This is a genomic window from Micromonospora sp. NPDC049048 (assembly GCF_043197615.1).
Classification (GTDB): Bacteria; Actinomycetota; Actinomycetes; order Mycobacteriales; family Micromonosporaceae; genus Micromonospora.
On sequence record NZ_JBICTM010000006.1, the window covers coordinates 234,452 to 256,568 of the forward strand.

A 22,117-nucleotide genomic window follows, 5' to 3' on the forward strand; every position below is an offset into this window, starting at 1 on the left:
GAGCGGGCCCGGGAATCGCCCGGACCCGCCTCGGAGCGAAGCAGTTCGATCAGCACGCCGTCAGCCTCCGACCTCAACCCGGATTGAGGTCAAGGGTGACCCAGCTCTCCCCGGCCGCCCGAGAGCCGGCGGACACCCTGGCGCGGCAGCCCTCGCCCGCCACGCGGCAGGAACTTCCGCTGCTCCGAGGGCATAACGGACGTCCCGCCGGGAAGCCAGGCCGCCGGAAGCGCGCAAGTGGGAGGCGAGATGGCGTACGGCGGACGCAACGGCAGCGAGGGGCCTGACCGGCGCCTGTCCGGTCGTACGCCTCGATGATCTCCCTGGGCCGCGCCGCCGGTCGGCTCCTTCCGCCGGTCCTGGTGCCGCCGGTCGTCGGCGAGGCGTCCCGGAACGTCGGTGCCGTCGCGGCCCGGCTGGCGCGGGTGGCCGGGCTGAGCCGGCGCCGGGTCTGGTCCCGCCCCGGCCGGCACCACATCGAGGTGATCGGGGTCTGCCAGGACGGCGGTGACGTCCTCGCGCGTCAGGTCGAGGCGGCGCTGGAGCGGATGCCCGGCGTCGAGTGGGCCCGGGTCAACGCCCCGTCCGGGCGGGTGGTCGTCGCCGTCGGTACGCCGGAGCCCGCCCTGCGGGACCTCATCGCGACGGTCGCCCGCACCGAACGCACCTGCCCCCACGAGCCGGACCCGGAGATCCCGCCGCCGCACCCGCCCGAGGAGGGGCCGCGCACGCCCCGCACCCTCGGCGCGCTGGCCTCCGACGCCCTGGGCCTGACCCTCGCCGCCGCCACCCGGATCCTGCCGTTCACGCCGGTGCCCGGGGAGGTCGCCGGGCTGCTCGTGGCGGTCGACCTGCACCCCAGGCTGCACGCGCTGGCGGACCGGGGGCTACGCGCCGACCCCCGCGCCGATCTGCTGTTCCCGCTGGCCGAGGCGGTGGCGCTGGGCCTGACGGGCGGCTGGGCCGGGCTCGTGCTCGACGGCGCGCAACGGGTGGTGCAGTGGGGCGAGGCGCGGGCCCAGCTCCGCGCGTGGGCGCAGGCCGAACATCGGCTGACCGGGCATCCGGAACGGGCCGCCGCCGCCGTACCGAAGATCGAGCGCCCCCTGCCGAAGCCCGACGGCCCCGTCGAGAAGTACATCAGCCGGATGCTCGACGCGGGCGCCGCCGCAGTCGCCACGATGCCGGTCGTCGGCCCGAAGCGGGCCGCCGCGCTGGGTCTCTCCACGCTGCCCAAGGCTCCTGGCAGCGGACGCGAGGGGTACGCCGCGCAGCTCGGCCGGATCCTCGCCCGGCGTGGCGTGATCGCGATGGACCGCAGCGTGCTGCGCGAACTGGACCGGATCGACACCCTGGTGCTGGACGCCGCCGTGCTCGGCTCCGACCGGGGCGTGCTGGCCGATCTGGCGCCGCTGGCCGGGGCGGACACCGGGCAGGTGGCCGCGCGCGCGTTCGCCCTCTTCGACCCCGCCGCGCCCCGCCAGCCGCGGGACGCCGACGGCTGGCGGCTCGGGCCGCTGGAGGCGCTGGACGTCGAGAACCCCGGAGACACCACCGACAGTCGGCGGCTGCGCGACGCGGGCGGACTCCTGCTCGGCCTCGCCGACGGCGGCACCCTCGCCGCCGTGCTGCGGGTCGAACCGGAACCGGCGCCGGGCGTTGACGCCCTGTCGGCCGCCGCCCGCCAGGCCGGCCTGCGGCTGATCGTGGCCGGCGACGACGAGCGGCGGTACGGCTTCGCCGACGCCCACCTGCCGGGCCACGACCGGCTTGCCGAGTCGGTGCGGAACCTGCAACGCGCCGGGGCCATGGTGATGGTGGCCTCCGCCGACCGCGCCGCACTGGGCGTCGCCGACTGCGGCCTGGGGCTCAGCGGCCCCGAGGAGCTGCCGCCCTGGGGCGCGCACCTGCTGCTCGGTGCCGACCTGCGGGTGGCGGCACTGGTGGTCGAGGCGGCGGGGGTGGCCCGCCGGATGGCCCGGCAGAACATCGGCCTGGCCATGGCCGGCACCGGCCTCGGCGCGCTGGGTGCGCTCACGGCCCCCCGCGCGCGGCTGCCCGGACGCGCCGTCGTGCCCGTGAACGGGGCGGCAGCGCTGGCCTTCGCGCACGGCGTCCTACGGGCGCACCGGCTGCCCGACCGGACGGACGGCCCGACCCCGGCCGTCACCGCGTGGCACCTGATGCCGTCCGCGACCGTGCTCGACCAGCTCGGCAGCGGCCCGGACGGACTCACCACCGCCGAGGCCGAGCGCCGCCGGGACGACCACGGCGTACGCCCCGACGGGCCGACGGGGCTGCTGCGCGCCTTCGTCGACGAGCTGGCCAACCCGCTCACTCCCGTACTGGCCGCCGGGGCGGTGCTCTCGGCAGCCTTCGGCTCGCCCGTCGACGCCGCCCTGGTCGGCGGCGTGGTCGGCGGGTCCGCGCTGCTCGGGGCCGTGCACCAGCACCGCACCGAGCGGTCGCTGGCCGAGCTGCTGTCCCGCTCGTCGGTCACCGCCCGCGTACGCCGGGACGGTGCGGAACGGACGCTGGCGGCCGAGGAGCTGGTGCCCGGGGACGTCGTCCTGCTCGAATCGGGGGACGCCGTACCGGCCGACTGCCGGGTGCTGGAGTCGGCCGGGCTGGAGATGGACGAGTCGTCCCTCACCGGCGAGTCGCTGCCGGTCGGCAAGACCGAACAGCCGGTGGTCGCCGCCGCCGTCGCCGACCGCCGGTCGATGCTCTACGAGGGCACCAGCGTCGCCGCCGGTCACGGAACGGCGGTGGTGGTCGCGACGGGCGCGGAAACCGAGGCGGGACGGAGCCTGGCGATGGCCCGGCAGGCTCCGCCGTCGAGCGGCGTGGAGGCGCGGCTGGGCCGGTTGACCCGGGCGGCGATCCCGCTGGCCGCCGGCTCGGCGGTGGCGGTGGCCGGCGCGGGCCTGCTGCGGGGCGTACCCCTGGCCCAGACCGCCGCGACCGCCGCGAACCTGGCCGTCGCGTCCGTGCCGGAAGGGCTGCCCTTCCTGGTCAGCGCCGCGCAGCTGGCCGCCGCACGGCGGCTGGCGGAGCACGGCGCGCTGGTCCGCAACCCGCGCACCATCGAGGCGCTCGGCCGGGTCGATGTGCTCTGCTTCGACAAGACCGGCACCCTCACCGAGGGGCAGCTCCTGCTCGCCGGGGTCGGCGACGACGGCCGGTACGCGCCGGTCGACCGGCTCGACGACGCCCTGCGGGACACCCTCGCGGCGGCGCTGCGCGCCACCCCGGGCGCCGACGACCCCCACGACCTGGCCCAGCAGACCGACCGCGCGGTCCGCTCCGGCGCCCAGGTGGCGGGCGTGACCGAGCGGACCGGCGCCGAGGGGTGGGAGCCGGTCGACGCGCTGCCGTTCGAGCCGTCCCGTGGCTACCACGCCACCGTCGGCCGCTCGGGCGACCGGCTGCTGCTCAGCGTGAAGGGGGCCCCGGAGTCGGTGCTGCCCCGCTGCTCGGGCCGGCGTAGGCCGGAGGGACGCGACGAGCCGCTCGACGACGACGGGCGCGCGGGGCTGCACGCCATGCTGGCCGACCGGGCGGGGGCGGGGCACCGGATCCTCGCCGTGGCCGAGTGCCGGATCCACTCGCCGGGCGTCACCGACGAGCAGGTGCACGAGCTGACCTTCGTCGGCTTCCTGGCCCTCGCCGACGGGGTACGCGAGAGCGCCGCCCCCGCCGTACGCCGCATCCGTCAGGCCGGCGTGCACACCATCATGATCACCGGTGACCATCCGGCGACCGCCGAGGCGATCGCGTCCACCATCAGCGACCACGAGCACCAGCGGGTCGTCACCGCGACGGAACTCGACCGGCTCGACGACGAGGCTCTCGGCGCGCGGCTCGCCGCCACGGACGTGGTGGCCCGGTGCACCCCCGCGCACAAGGTCCGGATCATCCAGGCGTTGCAGAGGTGCGGGCGTACGGTGGCGATGACCGGCGACGGCGCCAACGACGCCGCGGCGATCCGGCTGGCCGACGTGGGCATCGCCCTCGGTCAGCGGGGCACCCCGGCGGCCCGCGCGGCGGCCGACCTGGTGGTCACCGACGACCGGCTGGAGACGATCATCGCCACCCTGGTCGAGGGCCGGGCGATGTGGTCCTCGGTACGCCACGCGCTCAGCATCCTCGTCGGCGGGAACCTCGGCGAGATCGCGTTCAGCGTGCTGACCGCCGCCGCCACCGGCCGCTCGGCGCTCACCGGCCGGCAACTGCTCCTGGTCAACCTGCTCACCGACCTGGCACCGGCGTTGGCGATCGCGGTCCGGCCACCCGACGCGGACCACGCCGACGGCCTGCTCCAGGAGGGCCCGGACACCTCGCTGGGCGAGACGATGACCCGGGAGATCGGGCTGCGCGCCGCCGCCACGACGCTCGGCGCCACGGCCGGTTGGACGTTGGCCCGCTACACCGGGCGACGCCGGCGGGCGGGCACCGTCGCGCTGGTCTCGCTCGTCGGCACCCAGCTCGGGCAGACGGTGCTGGCTGGCGGCACCAGTCCCGCCGTGCTCGCCTCCACCGCCGCGTCGGCGGGGGTGCTGGTGGCCGTCGTGCAGACGCCGGGGCTCAGTCAGTTCTTCGGTTGCACGCCGCTCGGGCCGGTCGGCTGGACGATCGCGACGGGCTCCGCGCTCGGCGCCACCTTCGCCAACGGCGCGCTCACCCGCCTGGTCGCACACCTGCCCCGGTCGGAGCCCGATCGGCCCGACGCCACCGGGCCCTCCCCGGCCGACGACGACGGGAACGCCGCCGGTCGCTCCCCAACCGACGACGGGGACACGGCCGATCGACATGGGGACGCCGATCACGGGTAGGGCTAGCGGTGGAGGTTGAGCATGTCGACGACGCAGCCCGAGGTCACGTTCATCGGCACCGCCACGACGGTGCTGCGGATCGGCCGGTTCACCCTGCTGACCGACCCGAACTTCCTGCACCGGGGGCAGCGCGCGTACCTGGGCAAGGGGCTCTGGTCGCGGCGGCGTACCGACCCCGCGCTGCGGATCGCCCAACTGCCGTCGCTCGACGCGGTGGTCCTGTCCCACCTGCACGGCGACCACTTCGACCGGGTCGCCCGCCGGGAACTCGACCGGGAACTGCCGATCGTCACCACGCCCGCCGCCGAGCGCAAGCTGCGCCGCTGGGGCTTCCGGGCCGCCGAGGGCCTGCCCACCTGGCGTTCCCGTGAGCTGCGCCGGGACGCCGAGACGCTGCGGCTGACCTCGATGCCGGGCAGGCACGGGCCGGGCCCGCTGGACCTGCTGCTGCCCGACGTCATGGGCACGATGATCGACCTGGAACGCGACGGCTCCCGCGCGTTCCGCCTCTACGTCACCGGGGACACGCTGAACCGGCCGATGCTGGCCGACGTCCCCCGGCGGTACCCGGACATCGACGCCATGCTGATCCACCTGGGCGGTACCCGGATCGCCGGCATCCTGCTCACCATGGACGCGCGGCAGGGCGCCGACCTGGTCGAGCTGGTCCGGCCGAAGCTCACCGTGCCGATCCACTACGACGACTACCCGGTGTTCCGCTCGCCGCTGGGCCACTTCGTGGCGCAGGCCCGCCAGCGCGGCTTCGCCGGGAGCGTCCGCACCATCGCCCGGGGCGAGACCGTCCCGCTCACCCCGCCCGACTGAACCCGCGTACGCAGCCGCGCGGGCTCGCGGCGCCCCGCGCCGGCATCACCCCGCGGGCTGCCAGGTCGCCGCGGCGCGACGCAGCCGGTCGTTGATCGCGCGGCCGACACCCGTCTCGGGAACCGGCTCGACCACGATCTCACCGACCCCGGTGGCGTCCAGCTCGTGCAGCGCCTCGAAGAGTCGTGCGGCGGCCTCGGTCAGGTCACCGGCGGCGGAGAGCACCTCGACCGCCGCCCAGTCGCCCGCCGGCGGCTCCCGGAAGGCCAGGAAGCCGCGCCGGACCCCGTCGGCCGCCGGCGGCTCCCCGCCCGTCGCCAGCCGCAGCGGCGTACGCGGGGCGTAGTGCGCCGCCAGCGTGCCGGGCGCGACGGGCTGCCCGGAACTGCCCGGGCGTACGGTCAGCGGGCCGGCGGCCTCCTCCAGCGCCTCCAGCGGCAACGCGCCGAGGCGCAGCACGACCGGCCGGCCGGCCCGGGCGTCCACGATCGTCGACTCGATGCCGCACCGCGTCGGCCCACCGTCGAGCACCACGTCCACGGCGGCGCCCAGTCCGCGTACCACGTGCTCGGCCCGGGTCGGGCTGAGCTGGCCGAACCGGTTCGCGCTCGGCGCCGCCACGGGCACCCCGGCCGCGGCGATCAGCGCCCGCGCGTACGCGTTGTCCGGCACCCGGACCGCCATCGTCGCCAGCCCGGAGGTGACGATCGGCGGGATGGCCGCCGGCCGGTCCACGATCAGCGTCAGCGGTCCCGGCCAGAACCGCCCGGCGAGCGCCGCCACCGTCGGCGGCACCGCCCCGACCAGCTTCTCCAGCTCGGCCGCGTCGGCGAGGTGCGTGATCAGCGGATCGAAACTGGGCCGTGCCTTCGCCTCGAAGATCCGGGCGGCGGCGCGCGCGTCCAGCGCGTTCGCCCCGAGCCCGTAGACGGTCTCGGTGGGAAAGGCCACCAACCCGCCCGTACGCAGGACGGAGGCGGCCTCGGCGATGCCGCTGTCGGCCGGGAGTACGCGCGGGGATCCGGTGGTCACACCTGCGACGCTAACCTGCCGGGGCGGGCGGCCCGTGGGCGGCCGTGCGGGTGTGCCCCTCAGGTGTCGCGCCGCCGTGCCTAGGATCGAAGCATGTCCCTCACCGGGCGCGACGTCGAGCGGTTCGAGGCCACCAGGCCCCGCCTGGAGGCCATCGCCTACCGTCTCCTCGGCTCCGCAGCCGAGGCCGAGGACGCCGTGCAGGAGACGTTCCTGCGCTGGCAGGCCGCCGACGTCGTACGCATCGAGGTCCCCGAGGCCTGGCTCACGAAGGTCCTCACCAACCTGTGCCTCAACCAGCTCACCTCGGCGCGGGCGCGCCGCGAGACCTACGTGGGCCAGTGGCTTCCCGAGCCGCTGCTCGGCGGGGACCCGATCCTCGGCCCGGCCGAAGCCGCCGAGCAGCGCGAATCGGTCTCGTACGCGGTCCTCACCCTCCTGGAGCGGCTGTCACCGCACGAGCGGGCGGTGTACGTGCTGCGGGAGGCGTTCGGCTACCCGCACCGCGAGATCGCCGGGATCCTCGACATCACCGAGGCCGCGAGCCAACAGATCCTCCACCGCGCCAAGAGGCACGTCGCCGACGGTAAGCCCCGGGTGGAAGTCGACGAGGCCGCCGCCCGGCGGATCGCGGAGGAGTTCCTGGCCGCCGCCACCAGCGGCCGGATGGAGTCGCTCGTACGGCTGCTCACCGAGGACGCCGTCGCGGTCGGCGACGGCGGCGGCAAGGTTCCGGCCCGCGCCAAGGCGTTCGAGGGCGCGGTCGCGGTCGCGAAGTTCCTGTGGGGCCTGTTCAAGCCCGGCAAGGCGAAGCGCGACCTGGTCGGCGGCACGCCCGAGATCTACGCCTGGACGGCCAACGGCGACCCCGCAGTGGTGGCCGTCGTCGACGGCCGGGTCATCGGGATCATGTGCCTGGAGGTCACCGCCGACGGCATCGCCGCGCTCCGTGCCCAGGGCAACCCGGACAAGCTCGTACGGGCCACCGCCCAGTGGGCCGCCACCGACCACGGCGAACCACTCTTCCACGCCTTCTGACCGTCATGTGACCTGCTTCACGTGCGGTTCCTGTCAGGAAACGGCGGGCCACCCGGTTCAGGTGGCAACCCGCGCGAGACAGGAGCATGCACATGCAGCACACGCAGCACCGCATCGTCGTCCTCGGAGCCGGATACACCGGAGCCATCGCCGCCGGCCGCCTCGCCCGGCGGCTCCACCGGGAGGACGTGGCCATCACCGTCGTCGACACGGAGTCCGACTTCGTCGAGCGCGTCCGCATGCACCAACTGGCGGCCGGTCAGGAGCTCAGGCCCCGGCCGCTGCGGAAGATGTTCGCCGGCACCGGCGTCGGGCTGAGGGTCGCGAAGGTCACCGGCGTCGACGTCGAGCGCAGGACCGTCGCCGTCGTCGACGCGAACGGCACCGAGGATCTCGCGTACGACACGCTCGTCTACGCCCTCGGCAGCGGCTGGGACCCGCAGGGCGTCCCGGGGACCGCCGAACACGCCCACGAGATCTCCAGCCGTCCCGGAGCGCTCCGGCTACGCGAGCGCCTGGCCCGCCTCGACGCCGGGCAGAGCGTGGTCGTCGTCGGCGGCGGACTCACCGGCCTGGAGGCGGTCACGGAGCTCGCCGAGTCGCGCCCTGACCTCGACGTCGCCATCGTCACCCGCGGCGGCCTCGGCGACTGGCTCTCCCCGAAGGGCCGCAAGCACCTCCGGAAGGTCGTCGACAAGCTCGGCGTCACCGCGTACGAGCACACCACCGTCACCGGCGTCGAAGCCGACCGCGTCGTCACCGCCGACGGCGGGGCCGTCCCGGCGGCCGTCACCGTGTGGACCACCGGCTTCGCGGTCCACCCGATCGCGAAGGTGACCGACCTGGAGGTCGCCGGCTCCGGCCAGATCGTCGTCGACGAGACCATGCGGTCGGTCTCACACCCCGACGTGTACGCCGTCGGCGACGCGGCCATGGCCAAGGGCCCCGGGGGCAAGCCGCTGCGGATGTCGTGCGCCTCGGGAGTTCCGGCCGCCTGGCAGGCCGCCGACGCGATCGCCGCGCGCCTGACCGGGAAAAGCCTGCCGACCCGGCAGATCCGCTACTTCAACCAGTGCGTCTCGCTCGGCCGCCGGGAGGGCCTCATCCAGTACGTCACCGCCGACGACCGCGCCGTACGGGCGGCCCTGACCGGGCGCCTCGCGGCCAGCTACAAGGAGGCGGTCACCAAGGGTGCCGCCTGGGGCGTCGCCAACCCGACGTTCGGCCTGCCCGTCCGACGCCACCGCGTCACGCGGAAGCCCACGACGGCGGGCTCGACCATCGACGCGCCGGCGTAGCGCAGCACGGCCAGCAGCGCCCTGGCCGGTCCCGGGTCCGCCCCGACGGACCACGGCCCGTCTCAATCGCCCTCCGGTGCGCGAGGATGGCGGCATGCTTCGTACCCCTCGGGCTCTCCTGCTGGACTTCGGCGGCGTCCTGGCCGACGCGCCACCCCAACCACCGGCCACCCCCGGGCTGGTGCGGCGGCTGGCCGAACTCGTCGACGGCGCGGTCCCGGACGAGCAGATCGTCCGGGACCTCGGCGAGGGCGCCCGCGCGTACGCCCTGTGGCGCGACGACGTGGGCCGCACGGGCGACCCCGTCGAGCTGACACACGCCCGGATGTGGGCCGACTTCGTGACCCGTTCCTGGCCGCGCGGGGCCCGCGACGCCGTCGAGCGGGAGGCGACCCCGCTGGCGTACGCCTGGACCTGGCGGGAGGGGTGGGCGGTGCGGCCCGGCATCCCCGAGGCGTTGCGCCACGCCGCCGACGCCGGCCTGCCGATGGCGGTCGTCAGCAACACGCTCTGCGGCGCCGCCCACCGGGACTTCCTCGCCGCCGCGGGGCTCTCCGGGCTGTTCCGGGCCGAGTTCTACAGCGACGAGGCCGGGCCCCGGAAGCCGAACCCGGAACTGGCGCTGCTGGCGGCCGGTGCCATCGCGGTGCCGATCGGCGACTGCTGGTTCGTCGGCGACAGCGTGCACCGCGACATCGTCTGCGCCCGCCGCGCCGGCGCCGGGGCGGCGGTCCTGATGCGGTCGCCCCGCACCGACCGCGAGGCGGCGCTGCCGGATGTCGAGCCGGACGCGCGGATCGAGGACGGCCACGGGCTGCTCAAGCTGCTGTCGAGCAGCGGGGTGGGCCAGACCCGGTAGACGCCCGGGCTGAACCGCCCCGGTGGTCCACGGTCCTGCCCCGGCCGCACGCCTGCTGCGGGATCACCGGCCCGGCCCCCGACCGGGTGACGGCGGGTGGCCGGGCCGGATCCTTGCTGTCTACTGCTCCCGCAGGTCCGTCACGTCGGCTCGACGGGCAGCCACAGCTCGCAGGTGGCGGTGCTGAAGTCGTCCGCGCGATCGAGGATCGCCACGATCGAGGGCCCCGGCCGCAGCCGCCACGGGTTGGAGGGGAACCACTCGGTCGCGGTGGCGGCCCAGGTGTCCTGCAGGGCCTGCGGATGAGGTCCGGAGGTGCGGAAGATCGCCCACATGCCGGCCGGCACCTCGATGGCGTCGAGGTCGTCCGGGGCCTGCGTGTCCCGGGACACGGCGACCCCGTGCAGGTAGGTCAGTTCGCTGCCCTCGGTGGCGTCGGGGTCGAGGTCGTCGGAGACCTGCAGCAGCCCGGCCGGGTCGGTGTCGCTGAGGGACTTCAGCCGGAGATGCTCCTGCGGCGGGAGCGCGGCGATGTGCTGCTGGATGTGCGGGTTGATGCCCCGGTGGATGAGCGGGACCCGGGCTGCGTGTCCGACGAGCCGGAACGCGGGGCGCTCTACGATGCGGGTGTCCATGGGGATGCTCCCTTCGACGGTCAGGCGGAACCTGAGCTGCGGTTGTGTGCGAAGGGGACCTCCGTCGCGGCGAACGTCACCGGGGTTGGCGCCGTGCACCGCCCGGAACGCGCGACCGAACGCCTCGGTTGAGCCGTACCCGTGCCGGACGGCGATGCTCAGCAGATCGTCCTCGCCCCGTACGACGTCGGCAGCGGCGACGGTCATCCGGCGCCGGCGCACGTACTCCGACAACGGCATGCCGGCCAACGACGAGAACATCCGGCGCAGGTGGTATTCGGTCGTGCCGAGCGCCCTGGCCAACCCGTTGACGTCGAACTCCTCGGTGAGGTGCTCTTCGACCAGGTCGACAAGCCGGTTGAGTGCCACGATCACGAGGGCCTCCCTTCGACGTCAAGCCTGGCCGAGGAACCCCCGACCGCACCCGACCGTAGAGATCCGATCCGATCATGCGCGGCGCGGCGCTGCGCTGAACACACGCGCGTGCCGCCGACCGGGTGCCTGTGCCAGGATTCTGCTGTGGCAGTGATCGAGGTCGTCATGGGTGACATCACGCGCGACAACGTGGACGCCATCGTCACCGCCGCGAACGAGTCCCTGCTGGGCGGCGGCGGTGTCGATGGAGCGATCCACCGCGCTGCCGGGCCTCGCCTGGCCCAGGCCGGGGGTGCGATCGGTCCCTGCGAGCCGGGCGACGCCATGCCGACCCCGGCGTTCGACCTCGACCCACCCGTACGGCACGTCATCCACACCGTCGGGCCCGTCTGGGAAGGCGGCGGCCACGGTGAAGCCGAAGTCCTGGCCTCCTGCTACCGCAGGAGCCTCCAGGTCGCCGACGAACTCGGCGCCCGGACCGTCGCCTTCCCCGCGATCGCGACCGGCGTCTACGGCTTCCCTCCCGACCAGGCCGCCCGGATCGCCGTCGCGACGATCAGGTCCACACCGACGGACGTTCAACGGGTACGACTCGTCGCATTCGACGAGGACACCCGGAAGCACCTGCAAGCCGCGATGGCAGCCGCGGGCTGACCCGTCCGGGCCTGCCGCCGACCGCGCCTCACGGATCGCAGCCGCCGGCAACGGGTACGAAGCGCGGTCGTGCCGAGCAGTGGACGCCCGACAGGTGCGCCATCGATGATGGCTGTGTGGACGTCGTCACTTTCGGCTCGGACGATCCCCGGTGGCGGACACCGCGGTGGTTGATCGTGGTCGGGTTGTCGGCCGCTGTCGTCGCTGCTGCGACCGTCGTTCTCTCCGGTGATCACGGGGTGCGGCGGGAGACACGGGTGAGCCCGAGTCCGAGTCCGGGCCCCGTGGTGCCGGCGGTGACCGCGACCTCTGCGGTTCCGCCGCGCGAGCTGCTCGGTGCGGACCAGAATCCTGCGGCGGTGGACCCGGTGGCCGGGTTGCTGATCGCCCCAGTCTCGGCCGGACCTGGTGCGGCTGTGGAGCAATGTGACCGTACGGCGGGGAATGGCCCGTGGACCGTGGTGGTGCGTCGGGCGGACGGCTCTCTCGGCAGGAACGGAGCGGTGGTGACGTTCCCGGTCGACGCGCCGAAAGTCGGCCGCAGTGTCGGTGTGGGCGCGGTGATCGGCAGGGCGGAAGACCGGATGGTCACGTGGTCGATCGCCGGGGCGTACGCGCGAATCCGGGGTGACCTGAGCGAGGCCGAGCTGATCGCGATCGCGGCCCGCACCACGATCGTGGCCGGCCGCCCGGTCGTACGCCAACCGGCCGGCTACGTGGTGGTGTCCACGGGTCCCTACCGGCCGCCGGCCATCCATCAGATCCGCTACGGCAGCGCCGGCGTGGGAGAACAGGAAGCGCTCGGCAGCGGCCTGACCTACACAGCGGTGACCAGCGGCGGCGGATTCGAAGACCAGCTCTACGCAGGGCGAACCGAAGACGCCGGGCCGGTCCACGGGAGACAGGCCGTCGTATCGGTCGGGCTCGGCGGCAACGGCACCCTCGCCTGGGAGCCGGCACCGGGGATCGTGGCCTACGTCGGCTACAGCGGCCGGCAGTTGGACGAAGAAGCGGTGGCAGCCCTGCGCCGGTTGGCTGAACGAACCCGCGCTCTCACAAGTAGCGAGTGGCAGGCCACCAACCCACAGGTCATCGACCAGATCAACGAACCCGGCTGACCAGGCACTTCAACACCGAACTACATCTGTCGTTCGGTTCTGGTGCCACAACAAAGGAAAGTGCTGGTGGAGCCCAGGGGACTCGAACCCCTAACCCCTGCCTTGCAAAGGCAGTGCTCTGCCAGTTGAGCTAGGGCCCCCACGGCGGGCGGTGCCGCCGGTGCTGGCGATGCCAGCGGGTCAGCGCAGGTCGGGCGCGGTGGTCGCCTCGTGCCACAGGGCGCGCTCATCGTTGGAAGCCTTGACCTTCCTGGCCACCACGGCTGCCACACCGATGACGCCGGCCAGGATCAGAAGCTTCTTGAACATGGGGCCTACCCCTCGTGCTCGACTGTCGTCGGACGATGTGCGGTGGGGCTAGCTGGAATCGAACCAGCGACCTCAGAGTTATCAGCTCTGCGCTCTAACCGACTGAGCTATAGCCCCGCATGGCGACGAGCAAGGTTAACCCATCCGTCCGTCCGGCCCCAAATCGGGGCCTGCGTGCCGGCCGGGCGATGCCGTCGCCTCCGAACCTACCGGAGGCGTCCCGCCCGGCCCAGCCGATTACGCTGCCCGGCGCGGCCCCGCCGAAGCCGGTGACGTGCCTCGAAATACGCGGAAGCCGGGGCGCCGCGCTCGGCGGTGCCCCGGCTTCCGGTGTGGTTCAGTCGCGCTCGGCGAGGGTCAGCTCGATGCCGCCGACCAGGTCCGCGCAGACGTTGTAGACGAACGCCCCCAGAGTGGCGAGCGCCGTGAACAGCACGACGTTGACCAGGCCGATCAGCGCCGAGCTGAGGATCACGCCCTTGGCGGTGATCTGGAAGCCGCTGGTGCTCTGGCCGCCGCCGGCGCTGACCAGGTCGGTCAGGCTGTCGTTGACGCTGGTGAACACGCCCATCGCGTCGAGGGCCAGGTAGAGCACCGAGGTGGCCACCACCACGACGATGAAGAGCACCACCGAGACCGCGAACGCGAACTTCATGACGGACCAGGGGTCGATCCGCTTGAGGTTCAGCCGGGCCCGGCGCGGCCCGCGCGACGCGGCCGAGCTGACCGACGTACGCGCGGCGCGTACCGCATCACCCACGCGCGCCGCCCCGACGGCCGCTGCGCCGCCGACCCCCGGCGGCAGGCCGCCCCCGTTCGCGGGGCGACCGACGCCGGTCGGGCGGGCGCCGTCCGGCTGCGGCTTCGCGGTGCCTGTGACGCGGGGCTGGGTGCCGGTGGCGCCCGTGATCCGCGGCTGTGTCCCGGTCGTGCCCGCCGACTGGGCGGCACCGAGCTTCAACGGCTGTGTCGTCGTCGGTGCGGCGGCGGGCGCCGGCTTGGCGGTGGCGGCCGGCTTGTCGCCCGCCACCGCTTCGGTCCGGTCCGCCGCGTCCCCGTCGTCGGAGGGCTTGTCCGGAGGCGGTGTCATTCCGGGAGCCCGGGTGAATTTCGGGGCAGGCGCGTCGGCGGGGACGGTGGCCCGACCCACGGCCGCGCGGCCGGTCGCCTGTGTGCCGCTCTTCGCGGCCTCCTCGTCGACCGGGGTGGCCGAGGTCCCCGTGTTCCCCGACTTCGCCTGTGTCTCCGTCATTCAACTAGTCCTGTTCGTCAGGCTCGTCGGCATTGCGAGCAATCGCCACGATAGTCACGCCATCCGGAAGGTCCATCAGCTTGACCCCCATTGTGTTCCGGTCACGCGTACGGCGTACAGGCTTCACCGGAGTCCGGATGACACCACCGTTGCTGGTGATCGCGAACAGCTCGTCGTCCGGGTCGATCACCACCGCGCCGACCAGACCACCGCGCCGCTCAGTGATCTTCGCAGTCAGCACGCCCTTACCTCCCCGGCCCTGCACGGGGTATTCCTCGATCGGGGTGCGTTTCGCATATCCCCCGTTCGTGGCCACCAGCACGTCCAGCCCTTCGCGGACCACCTCCATGGCCAGCAGGACGTCGTCCTCGCTGAAGCGCATGCCGATGACGCCCGAGGTGGCCCGTCCCATCGGACGCAGCGCCTCGTCGCTCGCGTTGAACCGGATCGCCTGCGCGTTCTTCGAGACCAGCAGCAGATCCTCCTCGGGGGCGACGAGCGCCGCCCCGACCAGCTCGTCCTCGTCGCGCAGGTTGATCGCGATGATTCCGCCGGACCGAGGGGAGTCGAACTCCTCGAGTCGAGTCTTCTTCACCAGGCCGTTCTTCGTGGCAAGTACCAGGTAGGGGGCCACCTGGTAGTTCGGAATCTCGATGATCTGCGCGATCTGCTCGTCGGGCTGGAAGGCGAGCAGGTTGGCCACGTGCTGGCCCTTGGCCACCCTACTGGCCTCCGGCAGTTCGTATGCCTTCGCCCGGTAGACGCGCCCCTTGTTGGTGAAGAAGAGCATCCAGTCGTGGGTCGAGCATACGAAGAAGTGGCTGACGATGTCGTCCTGTCGGAGGGTCGCCCCGCTGACACCCTTGCCGCCGCGCCGCTGCGAACGGTAGAGATCGACCTTGGTCCGCTTCGCGTAGCCCGTACGGGTGATCGTGACCACCACGTCCTCGCGGGCGATCAGGTCCTCCATGGAGACCTCGCCCTCGAACGGCACGATCTTGGTACGCCGCTCGTCACCCCACTTGGCGATGATCTCGCCCAGCTCCTCCGAGACGATCCTGCGCTGCCGCTCGGGCTTGGCGAGGATGTCCTTGAGGTCGGCGATCTCCAGCTCCAGCTTGGCCAGGTCGTCGAGGATCCGCTGCCGCTCCAGCGCGGCGAGCCGGCGCAGCTGCATGTCGAGGATCGCGGTCGCCTGGATCTCGTCGATCTCCAGCAGCCGGATCAGGCCCTGCCGGGCGTCCTCGACGGTGGGCGAACGCCGGATCAGGGCGATCACCTCGTCGAGGGCGTCCAACGCCTTGGCCAGACCGCGCAGGATGTGCGCCCGCTCCTCGGCCTTGCGCAGCCGGAACGCCGTACGCCGGCGGATCACGTCGATCTGGTGCTCGACGTAGTAGCGGATGAACTGCGCCAGGTTGAGCGTGCGCGGCACCCCGTCGACCAGCGCCAGCATGTTGGCGCCGAAGGTCTCCTGGAGCTGGGTGTGCTTGTAGAGGTTGTTCAGCACCACCTTGGCGACCGCGTCGCGCTTCAGCACGAGCACGATCCGCATGCCGGTACGCCCGGAGGACTCGTCGCGGATGTCGGCGATGCCGGCGAGCTTGCCCTCCTTGATCAGCTCGGCGATGCGCTCGGCCAGGTTGTCCGGGTTGACCTGGTAGGGCAGCTCGCTGACGACCAGGCAGGGGCGACCCCGCTTGTCCTCCTCGACCTCCACCACGGCCCGCATCCGGATCGACCCGCGCCCGGTGCGGTACGCGTCCTGGATCGCCTGCGTGCCGACGATCAGACCGTGGGTGGGGAAGTCCGGCCCCTTGACGATCTCCAGCAGCGCGTCGAGGGTGGTGGCCTCGTCCTCCTCCGGGTGCTCCAGGCACCACTGCACGGCCGCGCCGATCTCGCGCAGGTTGTGCGGCGGGATCTTGGTGGCCATGCCGACCGCGATGCCCTCGGAGCCGTTGACGAGCAGGTTCGGGATCCGCGACGGCAGGATGGTGGGCTCCTTGGCCCGGCCGTCGTAGTTGTCCTGGAGGTCGACGGTGTCCTCGTCGATGTCCCGCAGCATCTCCATGGCCAGCGGGTCGAGCTTGCATTCGGTGTAGCGCATGGCGGCCGCGGGATCGTTGCCCGGCGAGCCGAAGTTGCCGTTGCCGTCGACCAGCGGGTAGCGCAGCGACCAGGGCTGCGCCATGCGAACCAGCGCGTCGTAGATCGCCGAGTCGCCGTGCGGGTGGAACTGACCCATCACGTCGCCGACCACGCGGGAGCACTTCACGTAGCCCCGGTCCGGCCGGTAGCCGGAGTCGAACATGGCGTAGAGGATCTTGCGGTGGACCGGCTTGAGCCCGTCCCGGACGTCCGGCAGCGCCCGCCCGACGATGACGCTCATCGCGTAGTCGAGGTAGGAGCGCTGCATCTCCACCTCGAGCCCGACCGGTTCGATGCGGTCGTGCGCGACGACGGCGGCGACGGTCTCCGGGACCTCGGGCTCGTTGGGTGTGGACTCGGGGATATCGGTCACTTGTTAACCCTTATCAGACTCAGAGTCGTTTTTGTGCTGTGGATAACGGCTGTGGATACCGGCCGCGCTGTGGATAACTCTGTGGATCGGCGGGCCGGCCGGTGGACGACCGGCCGGCCCGCCGTGACCCGTCAGATGTCCAGGAACCGGACGTCCTTGGCGTTGCGCTGGATGAACGAGCGGCGTGCCTCGACGTCCTCACCCATCAGCACGCTGAACAACTCGTCGGCGGTGGCCGCGTCGTCGAGCGTGACCTGACGCAGCGTACGCGTCGCCGGGTTCATCGTGGTCTCCCACAGTTCGGGGTAGTTCATCTCGCCGAGGCCCTTGAAGCGCTGGATGTCGTCCGGCTTCGCGTTCGGCTTCTTCTGCTGGCGCAGCGCGATCAGGCCGTCGCGCTCGCGGTCCGAGTACGCGTACTGCGCGTCGTCGCCCTTCTTGTTCCACTTGATCTTGTAGAGCGGCGGGGCGGCCAGGTAGACGTGCCCCAGCTCGACCAGCGGGCGCATGAAGCGGAAGAGCAGCGTGAGCAGCAGCGTCTGGATGTGCTGGCCGTCGACGTCGGCGTCGGCCATCAGCACGATCTTGTGGTAGCGCAGCTTCTCGATGTCGAAGTCGTCGTGGATCCCGGTGCCGAGCGCCGTGATCAGGGCCTGGACCTCGTTGTTCTTGAGCACCCGGTCGATCCGGGCCTTCTCCACGTTGAGGATCTTGCCCCGGATCGGCAGGATCGCCTGCACCCGCGGGTCGCGGCCCTGCTTGGCCGAGCCGCCGGCCGAGTCGCCCTCGACGATGAAGACCTCGGACTCGCGCGGGTCGGTGGACTGGCAGTCGGCCAGCTTGCCCGGCATCGAACCGGACTCCAGCAGCGACTTGCGCCGGGCCAGCTTGCGCGCCTGCTGCGCGGCGATCCGGGCCCGGGCGGCCTGGGACGCCTTCTGGATGATGATCTTCGCCTCGGCCGGGTTGCGGTCGAACCAGTCGACCAGCCACTCGTTGCAGACCCGCTGCACGAAGCTCTTCACCGGGGTGTTGCCCAGCTTGGTCTTGGTCTGGCCCTCGAACTGCGGGTTGGCCAGCTTGACCGAGATGATCGCGGCCAGGCCCTCGCGGATGTCCTCGCCGGAGAGCTTCTCGTCGCCCTTGAGCAGCTTCTTGTCGGTGCCGTAGCGGTTGACGACGCTGGTCAGCGCGGCCCGGAAGCCCTCCTCGTGGGTGCCGCCCTCGTGGGTGTTGATCGTGTTGGCGAAGGTGTAGACCGACTCGCCGTACGACTCGTTCCACTGCATGGCGATCTCGACCGACATGCCCTCCTCCTCGGAGCCGAACTCGACCACGGTCTTGTGGATCGGGTTCTTCGAGGCGTTGAGGTGCCGGACGAAGTCGGCGATACCGCCCTTGTAGCAGAAGGTGACCTCGCGCGGCTTGCCCTCCTCGCCCTCCGGGACCCGCTCGTCGAGCAGGTGGATGGTGAGGCCCCGGTTGAGGAAGGCCATCTCCTGGAGGCGGCGGTAGATGGTCTGGAAGTCGAAGTCGACCGTCTCGAACACGTCCGGGTCGGGCCAGAAGGCGACCGCGGAGCCGGTCCGGTCGGTCGTCTCGCCCTTCTCCAGCGGGGTCGGCTTGGAGTTGTGGTACTGCTGCCGCCAGACGGAGCCGTCCTTGTGGATCTCCACGGCCATCTTCGTGGAGAGCGCGTTCACCACGGACACGCCGACGCCGTGCAGGCCGCCGGAGACGGCGTACGCCTTGCCGTCGAACTTGCCGCCCGCGTGCAGCACGGTCAGCGCCACCTCGACGCCCGGCTTCTTCAGCTTCGGGTGCAGGTCGACCGGGAAACCCCGACCGTTGTCGGTGACCCGGACCCCGCCGTCGGCGAGCAGCACCACGTCGATGGTGTCGCAGTGACCGGCCAGCGCCTCGTCCACCGCGTTGTCGACGACCTCCCACACGAGGTGGTGCAGACCACGCTCACCGGTCGACCCGATGTACATACCGGGGCGCTTCCGGACCGCCTCCAGCCCCTCGAGGACGGTGATCGACCCGGCGCCGTACTCCTGCTTGTCCTGCGCTGCCACCCTCGGCCACTTTCTCGCGCCGTCCGCACCTGGTGGCGCGTCGGGCGCGGGTTCGGCGGACAGGACGCGACGTCGACGCGCAGACCGGCACCGGGGACAATTCCGGGGTACGGGTCGAACGCGCCGGTCGCCGCGGTTGCCCGCGGATCGCGATCGGCTCGACCCGACATGGACAATGATCGCGGGCCCCGCTCACGGGCCCGTGTCTCGTCGCTCCGCACCGGGTCTTCGTCTCGCGGTCAATCTTACTGTGCGCCAGCGACAGAACCACCACTCGGCACCCCTGCGAGGCGGCTGAGACCGACGTAGCCGGCCGAACCGCGTCGCCCTCGACTCCCCCTACACGCCATGGGGCGATCGGGGGCGCCGCCGCCTGACGATCGGGTGCCGGTCGACCGGGCCGGAAAACGTCACAGCCGCCACGCCGCCGACCCGGCCTTGATCTTTTCCGGCCGGAACCGGACGATCGAGCCGATACGAACTATCCGTGCTCTCGAAGAGGTGACACCAGATGGGGCTGGACAACGTCGCGGTGCATTGGCCGCGGACCGGCCGCTTCTACGACCCGGTCGCACCGGCCGAGTTCGTCGACTTCGGCGACATCGTCGACATGCCCCGCATCTCCGCGCCCACCGCGGCGCTCGCCGAGCTGATCGCGAAGACCGGCACCGTGCGGGCGACCGCGTACACCGAGCTGGTCGATCTGCTGCTCGGCCTGGAAGGTGTGCTCTACGCCACGGACGCGGCGGCGGAGGACGAGGACCCGGTGATCGATCCCGACGGTTGCGCCTGGATCGCCGGTGGCGTCGAGCGGTTCGTGACGGGCCACCGCCCGCACGGCGAGGCGGTCACCTTCGACTCGGTGAGCGAGGTGCTGCGGTCGTTGCTCGCCGACGGGCGGTTGGCCGAGCAGCAGCTGCGCTGGCTCGACAGCCGCCTGGACGCGCTGCGCGACGAGAGCGGCGAGCCGCCGCAGTGGAACTTCACCTGCGCCGAGCTGGCGGTGCTGGCCGCCTTCTACCGCCGCTGCGCCGACCGCGGCTTCGCCGTGTACGCCGACGCCTGAGCCCTTGTGCGCGCCGACGCACGGGCCCACCCGGTCGACGGCGGCGGTGACCTGGGTCCGCGCGGTACGCGGGTGGCGCAGGTCCTCCACCGGCATGGTGTACCAATGGTTCGCATGCCGATTGTTCACCGCGCGGGAGGTCAGGCGATGACCGAGGAGAAGCCCACCCCGAAGGCCCCCGGCGAGGGCGGGTGGCTGATGGCCTGGGCGTACCGGCGTCTCGCGGGCCCGCCCGAGGTGCAGGGCGCGGTGCAGGGCGGCTCGCACCACGCCCGGGAGGCGTGGAAGCAGGACCTGGAGCGGCGTAAGCAGTGGAGCCGCGAGCAGCGGGAACGCAAGCGCGCCGAGCGGGAGGCCCGGCGCGGGGGTCGCTGACCTCAGCCGTAGGTGTCCCGTGGGCCGCGGCCCCGGACCCGGCGCGGGCCCTTCGACCAGGACGGCGCGGCGGGGCCGTGGATGTGCAGCTTGCGCACCACGTTGTGGCCGACCTCGCTGGCGATCTGCTTCAGCAGCGAGCCGGCCAGCAGCCGGAGCTGGGTGGCCCAGGCGGTCGAGCGCGCCTCCACGGTCAGCTCGCCGTCCTCCAGCTTCACCGGGCGGCTGTGCTGGGCCACCTCCGGGCCCACCACCCGCTCCCAGGCGCCGAACACCGTCGCCTCGGCCGCCGGCTGCTGCCAGCCGCGCGCCTTGACGAGCCGGTTGAGCACCGCGCCGAGCGGCTGCGGGTCGCGGGGATCCGGTCCGGGACCGGAGTATCCACGCAGACGCCGCTCCTGACCGCCCCCGTCACCCCCACCGCCGGGGGTACGCCGACGCGTGCGGGCCGCCGCCTCCCGGCGGGCCCGTGCCGCGTCCAGCACCGCCCGGGCCAGCTCCGGCCCGCTCGCGCCGCCGGCCGCATCGCCACGGGACGGCGTGCCGGCGGTCGGCTCGCCGCCGCGCGCCGCGCCGTCCGCCCGGTTGTCACCGCCCCCGGCCGGATGCCCGCGGCTCGGGTCGGCGCCGCGCGCCGCGTCGGCGGGGTCGCCGGCCGGCCGGCCGCGTACCGGCCCCAGGCGGGCCGGTGGAAGCTCATCCGACACGTCGTACCGTCCCGTCGCCCACCGCGTAGCGGGCGCCGCGCAGGGAGGCCGGCACGTCCTCGTCCACGGCACAGGTCACCAGCAGCTGGCTCGCTCCGCCGACCAGCTCCGCCAGCCGCTCCCGCCGCCCGGCGTCCAGCTCGGCGAAGACGTCGTCGAGCACCAGCACCGGCTCGATGCCGTCGGAGCGGAGCAGGTCGTAGCCGGCCAGCCGCAGGGCCAGGGCGTACGACCAGGACTCGCCGTGGCTGGCGTACCCCTTGGCGGGCAGGGGGCCCAGCGTCAGCGCCAGTTCGTCGCGGTGCGGGCCGACCAGGGTGGTGCCTCTCTCGACCTCGGCGGCGCGGGACTCCACGAGCGCGGCGGTCAGTGCCGCCGCCAGGGCCTCCCGGTCGGTGGTGGGCTCCGCCAGCTCCACCGACGGCCGGTACGCGATCCCGGCGGCCCCGCGTCCCGCCGCCACCGCGTCGTACGCCTTCGTCACGTGCGGGCCCAGCGCGGCGACCAACTCCAGCCGCCCGGCGAGCAGTTCGGCGCCGTGCCGGGCGAGATGCGTGTCCCACACCGCCAGGGTCGACAGGTCCCCGCCCCGCGACCCGCCCGTCTTGCGGGCCAGGTACGCGGTGCGCAGCAGGGCGTTGCGCTGCTTGACCACCCGTTCGTAGTCGGCCCGCACGCCGGCGTACCGAGGTTGGCGGCTGACCAGCAGGTCGTCGAGGTAGCGGCGGCGTTCGGCCGGGTCGCCCCGGACGAGTTCCAGGTCCTCCGGGGCGAACAGCACGAGCCGCAACGCGCCGAGGACGTCCCGCGCGCGGCGGGCCGGTGACCGTCCCAGCCGGGCCCGGTTGGCCTTGCCCGGGACGATCTCCAGTTCCACCAGCAGCTCGCGTCCCTCGTGCACGACCGCGCAGCGGATCACCGCCGAGGAGGCGCCCATCCGTACGAGGGGGGCGTCCGTGGCGACCCGGTGCGAATCCAGGGTCGCCACGTAGCCCAGCGCCTCGACCAGGTTCGTCTTGCCGACGCCGTTGGCGCCGGTCAGGACGTTCGCCCCCGGCTCCAGGTCCACGCCGACCCGCTCGTACGAGCGGAAGTCGACCAGTTCGAGCCGGCGGACGTACACAGGCGCGTGGATTC

The 22,117-nt window shown here is 73.0% G+C and carries 17 protein-coding genes and 2 tRNA genes; 9 read left to right on the top strand and 10 right to left on the bottom strand.

Going from position 1 to position 22,117, the window contains the following annotated elements; genetic code table 11:
* The first annotated feature begins 314 nt into the window (after positions 1-314).
* On the top strand, positions 315-4,835 hold the full coding sequence (locus ACGFIG_RS20675; protein ID WP_393005126.1) for an HAD-IC family P-type ATPase: 4,521 nt from the start codon (positions 315-317) through the stop codon (positions 4,833-4,835).
* A gap of 21 nt (positions 4,836-4,856) precedes the next feature.
* Positions 4,857-5,660 (top strand): MBL fold metallo-hydrolase, encoded by an 804-nt coding sequence (locus tag ACGFIG_RS20680; RefSeq protein ID WP_393005128.1) that lies wholly within the window; start codon positions 4,857-4,859, stop codon positions 5,658-5,660.
* A 45-nt stretch (positions 5,661-5,705) separates the two neighbouring features.
* On the opposite strand, the gene ACGFIG_RS20685 is transcribed toward ACGFIG_RS20680, so the two are convergent.
* A complete protein-coding gene (locus ACGFIG_RS20685) occupies positions 5,706-6,692 on the bottom strand; it encodes an L-threonylcarbamoyladenylate synthase (RefSeq protein WP_393005130.1) in 987 nt (328 codons plus the stop codon).
* A gap of 93 nt (positions 6,693-6,785) precedes the next feature.
* Here ACGFIG_RS20685 and ACGFIG_RS20690 point away from each other — a divergent pair, with 93 nt between their 5' ends.
* The 3 genes from ACGFIG_RS20690 to ACGFIG_RS20700 all read left to right on the top strand — a co-directional run bounded on the left by ACGFIG_RS20690 (position 6,786) and on the right by ACGFIG_RS20700 (position 9,887).
* A complete protein-coding gene (locus ACGFIG_RS20690) occupies positions 6,786-7,730 on the top strand; it encodes an RNA polymerase sigma-70 factor (RefSeq protein WP_393005132.1) in 945 nt (314 codons plus the stop codon).
* A 92-nt stretch (positions 7,731-7,822) separates the two neighbouring features.
* On the top strand, positions 7,823-9,028 hold the full coding sequence (locus tag ACGFIG_RS20695; protein ID WP_393005134.1) for an NAD(P)/FAD-dependent oxidoreductase: 1,206 nt from the start codon (positions 7,823-7,825) through the stop codon (positions 9,026-9,028).
* 94 nt (positions 9,029-9,122) lie between these two features.
* Entirely contained in the window at positions 9,123-9,887 is a 765-nt protein-coding gene (locus ACGFIG_RS20700; RefSeq protein WP_393005136.1) for an HAD family hydrolase, read from the top strand.
* 140 nt (positions 9,888-10,027) lie between these two features.
* Here ACGFIG_RS20700 and ACGFIG_RS20705 read toward each other — a convergent pair whose 3' ends face one another.
* Positions 10,028-10,897: a GyrI-like domain-containing protein gene (locus ACGFIG_RS20705; protein ID WP_393005138.1), complete on the bottom strand. Its 870-nt coding sequence runs from the start codon at positions 10,895-10,897 to the stop codon at positions 10,028-10,030.
* Between the two features lie 144 nt (positions 10,898-11,041).
* Here ACGFIG_RS20705 and ACGFIG_RS20710 point away from each other — a divergent pair, with 144 nt between their 5' ends.
* Positions 11,042-11,551: an O-acetyl-ADP-ribose deacetylase gene (locus tag ACGFIG_RS20710; protein ID WP_393005591.1), complete on the top strand. Its 510-nt coding sequence runs from the start codon at positions 11,042-11,044 to the stop codon at positions 11,549-11,551.
* Positions 11,552-11,667: 116 nt separating this feature from the next.
* On the top strand, positions 11,668-12,669 hold the full coding sequence (locus ACGFIG_RS20715) for a hypothetical protein (RefSeq protein WP_393005140.1): 1,002 nt from the start codon (positions 11,668-11,670) through the stop codon (positions 12,667-12,669).
* A 64-nt stretch (positions 12,670-12,733) separates the two neighbouring features.
* Here the strand turns inward: ACGFIG_RS20715 and ACGFIG_RS20720 are convergent.
* The 6 genes from ACGFIG_RS20720 to gyrB all read right to left on the bottom strand — a co-directional run bounded on the left by ACGFIG_RS20720 (position 12,734) and on the right by gyrB (position 18,832).
* Positions 12,734-12,809, bottom strand: a tRNA-Ala gene (locus ACGFIG_RS20720).
* Between the two features lie 40 nt (positions 12,810-12,849).
* The gene (locus ACGFIG_RS20725; protein WP_393005142.1) at positions 12,850-12,978 is read right to left on the bottom strand and encodes a DLW-39 family protein; all 129 of its coding nucleotides are present in this window, start codon (positions 12,976-12,978) and stop codon (positions 12,850-12,852) included.
* A gap of 43 nt (positions 12,979-13,021) precedes the next feature.
* Positions 13,022-13,095: transfer RNA gene (locus ACGFIG_RS20730), tRNA-Ile, on the bottom strand.
* Between the two features lie 220 nt (positions 13,096-13,315).
* A complete protein-coding gene (locus ACGFIG_RS20735; RefSeq protein WP_393005144.1) occupies positions 13,316-14,230 on the bottom strand; it encodes a DUF3566 domain-containing protein in 915 nt (304 codons plus the stop codon).
* Between the two features lie 4 nt (positions 14,231-14,234).
* Positions 14,235-16,754, bottom strand: a complete 2,520-nt coding sequence (gene gyrA, locus ACGFIG_RS20740; RefSeq protein ID WP_393005146.1) for a DNA gyrase subunit A — start codon at positions 16,752-16,754, stop codon at positions 14,235-14,237.
* 131 nt (positions 16,755-16,885) lie between these two features.
* Positions 16,886-18,832, bottom strand: a complete 1,947-nt coding sequence (gyrB, locus tag ACGFIG_RS20745) for a DNA topoisomerase (ATP-hydrolyzing) subunit B (RefSeq protein WP_393005148.1) — start codon at positions 18,830-18,832, stop codon at positions 16,886-16,888.
* A gap of 511 nt (positions 18,833-19,343) precedes the next feature.
* Between gyrB and ACGFIG_RS20750 the strand changes: the two genes are divergently transcribed.
* Together ACGFIG_RS20750 and ACGFIG_RS20755 are read left to right on the top strand one after the other, a co-directional pair.
* Positions 19,344-19,898 carry a hypothetical protein gene (locus ACGFIG_RS20750; RefSeq protein WP_393005150.1) on the top strand — a complete coding sequence of 185 codons (555 nt, stop codon included), beginning with the start codon at positions 19,344-19,346 and terminating at the stop codon, positions 19,896-19,898.
* A 147-nt stretch (positions 19,899-20,045) separates the two neighbouring features.
* A complete protein-coding gene (locus ACGFIG_RS20755; protein WP_393005152.1) occupies positions 20,046-20,273 on the top strand; it encodes a hypothetical protein in 228 nt (75 codons plus the stop codon).
* A 2-nt stretch (positions 20,274-20,275) separates the two neighbouring features.
* On the opposite strand, the gene ACGFIG_RS20760 is transcribed toward ACGFIG_RS20755, so the two are convergent.
* On the bottom strand, positions 20,276-20,980 hold the full coding sequence (locus ACGFIG_RS20760) for a DUF721 domain-containing protein (RefSeq protein ID WP_393005154.1): 705 nt from the start codon (positions 20,978-20,980) through the stop codon (positions 20,276-20,278).
* A complete protein-coding gene (recF, locus tag ACGFIG_RS20765) occupies positions 20,970-22,103 on the bottom strand; it encodes a DNA replication/repair protein RecF (RefSeq protein WP_393005156.1) in 1,134 nt (377 codons plus the stop codon). The genes ACGFIG_RS20760 and recF overlap by 11 nt, the downstream gene beginning before the upstream one ends.
* Positions 22,104-22,117: the final 14 nt, after the last annotated feature.

Coding starts and splice junctions, on each gene's coding strand:
- ACGFIG_RS20695 (WP_393005134.1), top strand. CDS start 7,823: ATGCAGCACACGCAGCACCGCATCGTCGTCCTCGGAGCCGGATACACC.
- ACGFIG_RS20680 (WP_393005128.1), top strand. CDS start 4,857: ATGTCGACGACGCAGCCCGAGGTCACGTTCATCGGCACCGCCACGACG.
- ACGFIG_RS20725 (WP_393005142.1), bottom strand. CDS start 12,978: ATGTTCAAGAAGCTTCTGATCCTGGCCGGCGTCATCGGTGTGGCAGCC.
- ACGFIG_RS20690 (WP_393005132.1), top strand. CDS start 6,786: ATGTCCCTCACCGGGCGCGACGTCGAGCGGTTCGAGGCCACCAGGCCC.
- ACGFIG_RS20700 (WP_393005136.1), top strand. CDS start 9,123: ATGCTTCGTACCCCTCGGGCTCTCCTGCTGGACTTCGGCGGCGTCCTG.
- ACGFIG_RS20755 (WP_393005152.1), top strand. CDS start 20,046: ATGACCGAGGAGAAGCCCACCCCGAAGGCCCCCGGCGAGGGCGGGTGG.
- ACGFIG_RS20675 (WP_393005126.1), top strand. CDS start 315: ATGATCTCCCTGGGCCGCGCCGCCGGTCGGCTCCTTCCGCCGGTCCTG.
- ACGFIG_RS20735 (WP_393005144.1), bottom strand. CDS start 14,230: ATGACGGAGACACAGGCGAAGTCGGGGAACACGGGGACCTCGGCCACC.
- ACGFIG_RS20750 (WP_393005150.1), top strand. CDS start 19,344: ATGGGGCTGGACAACGTCGCGGTGCATTGGCCGCGGACCGGCCGCTTC.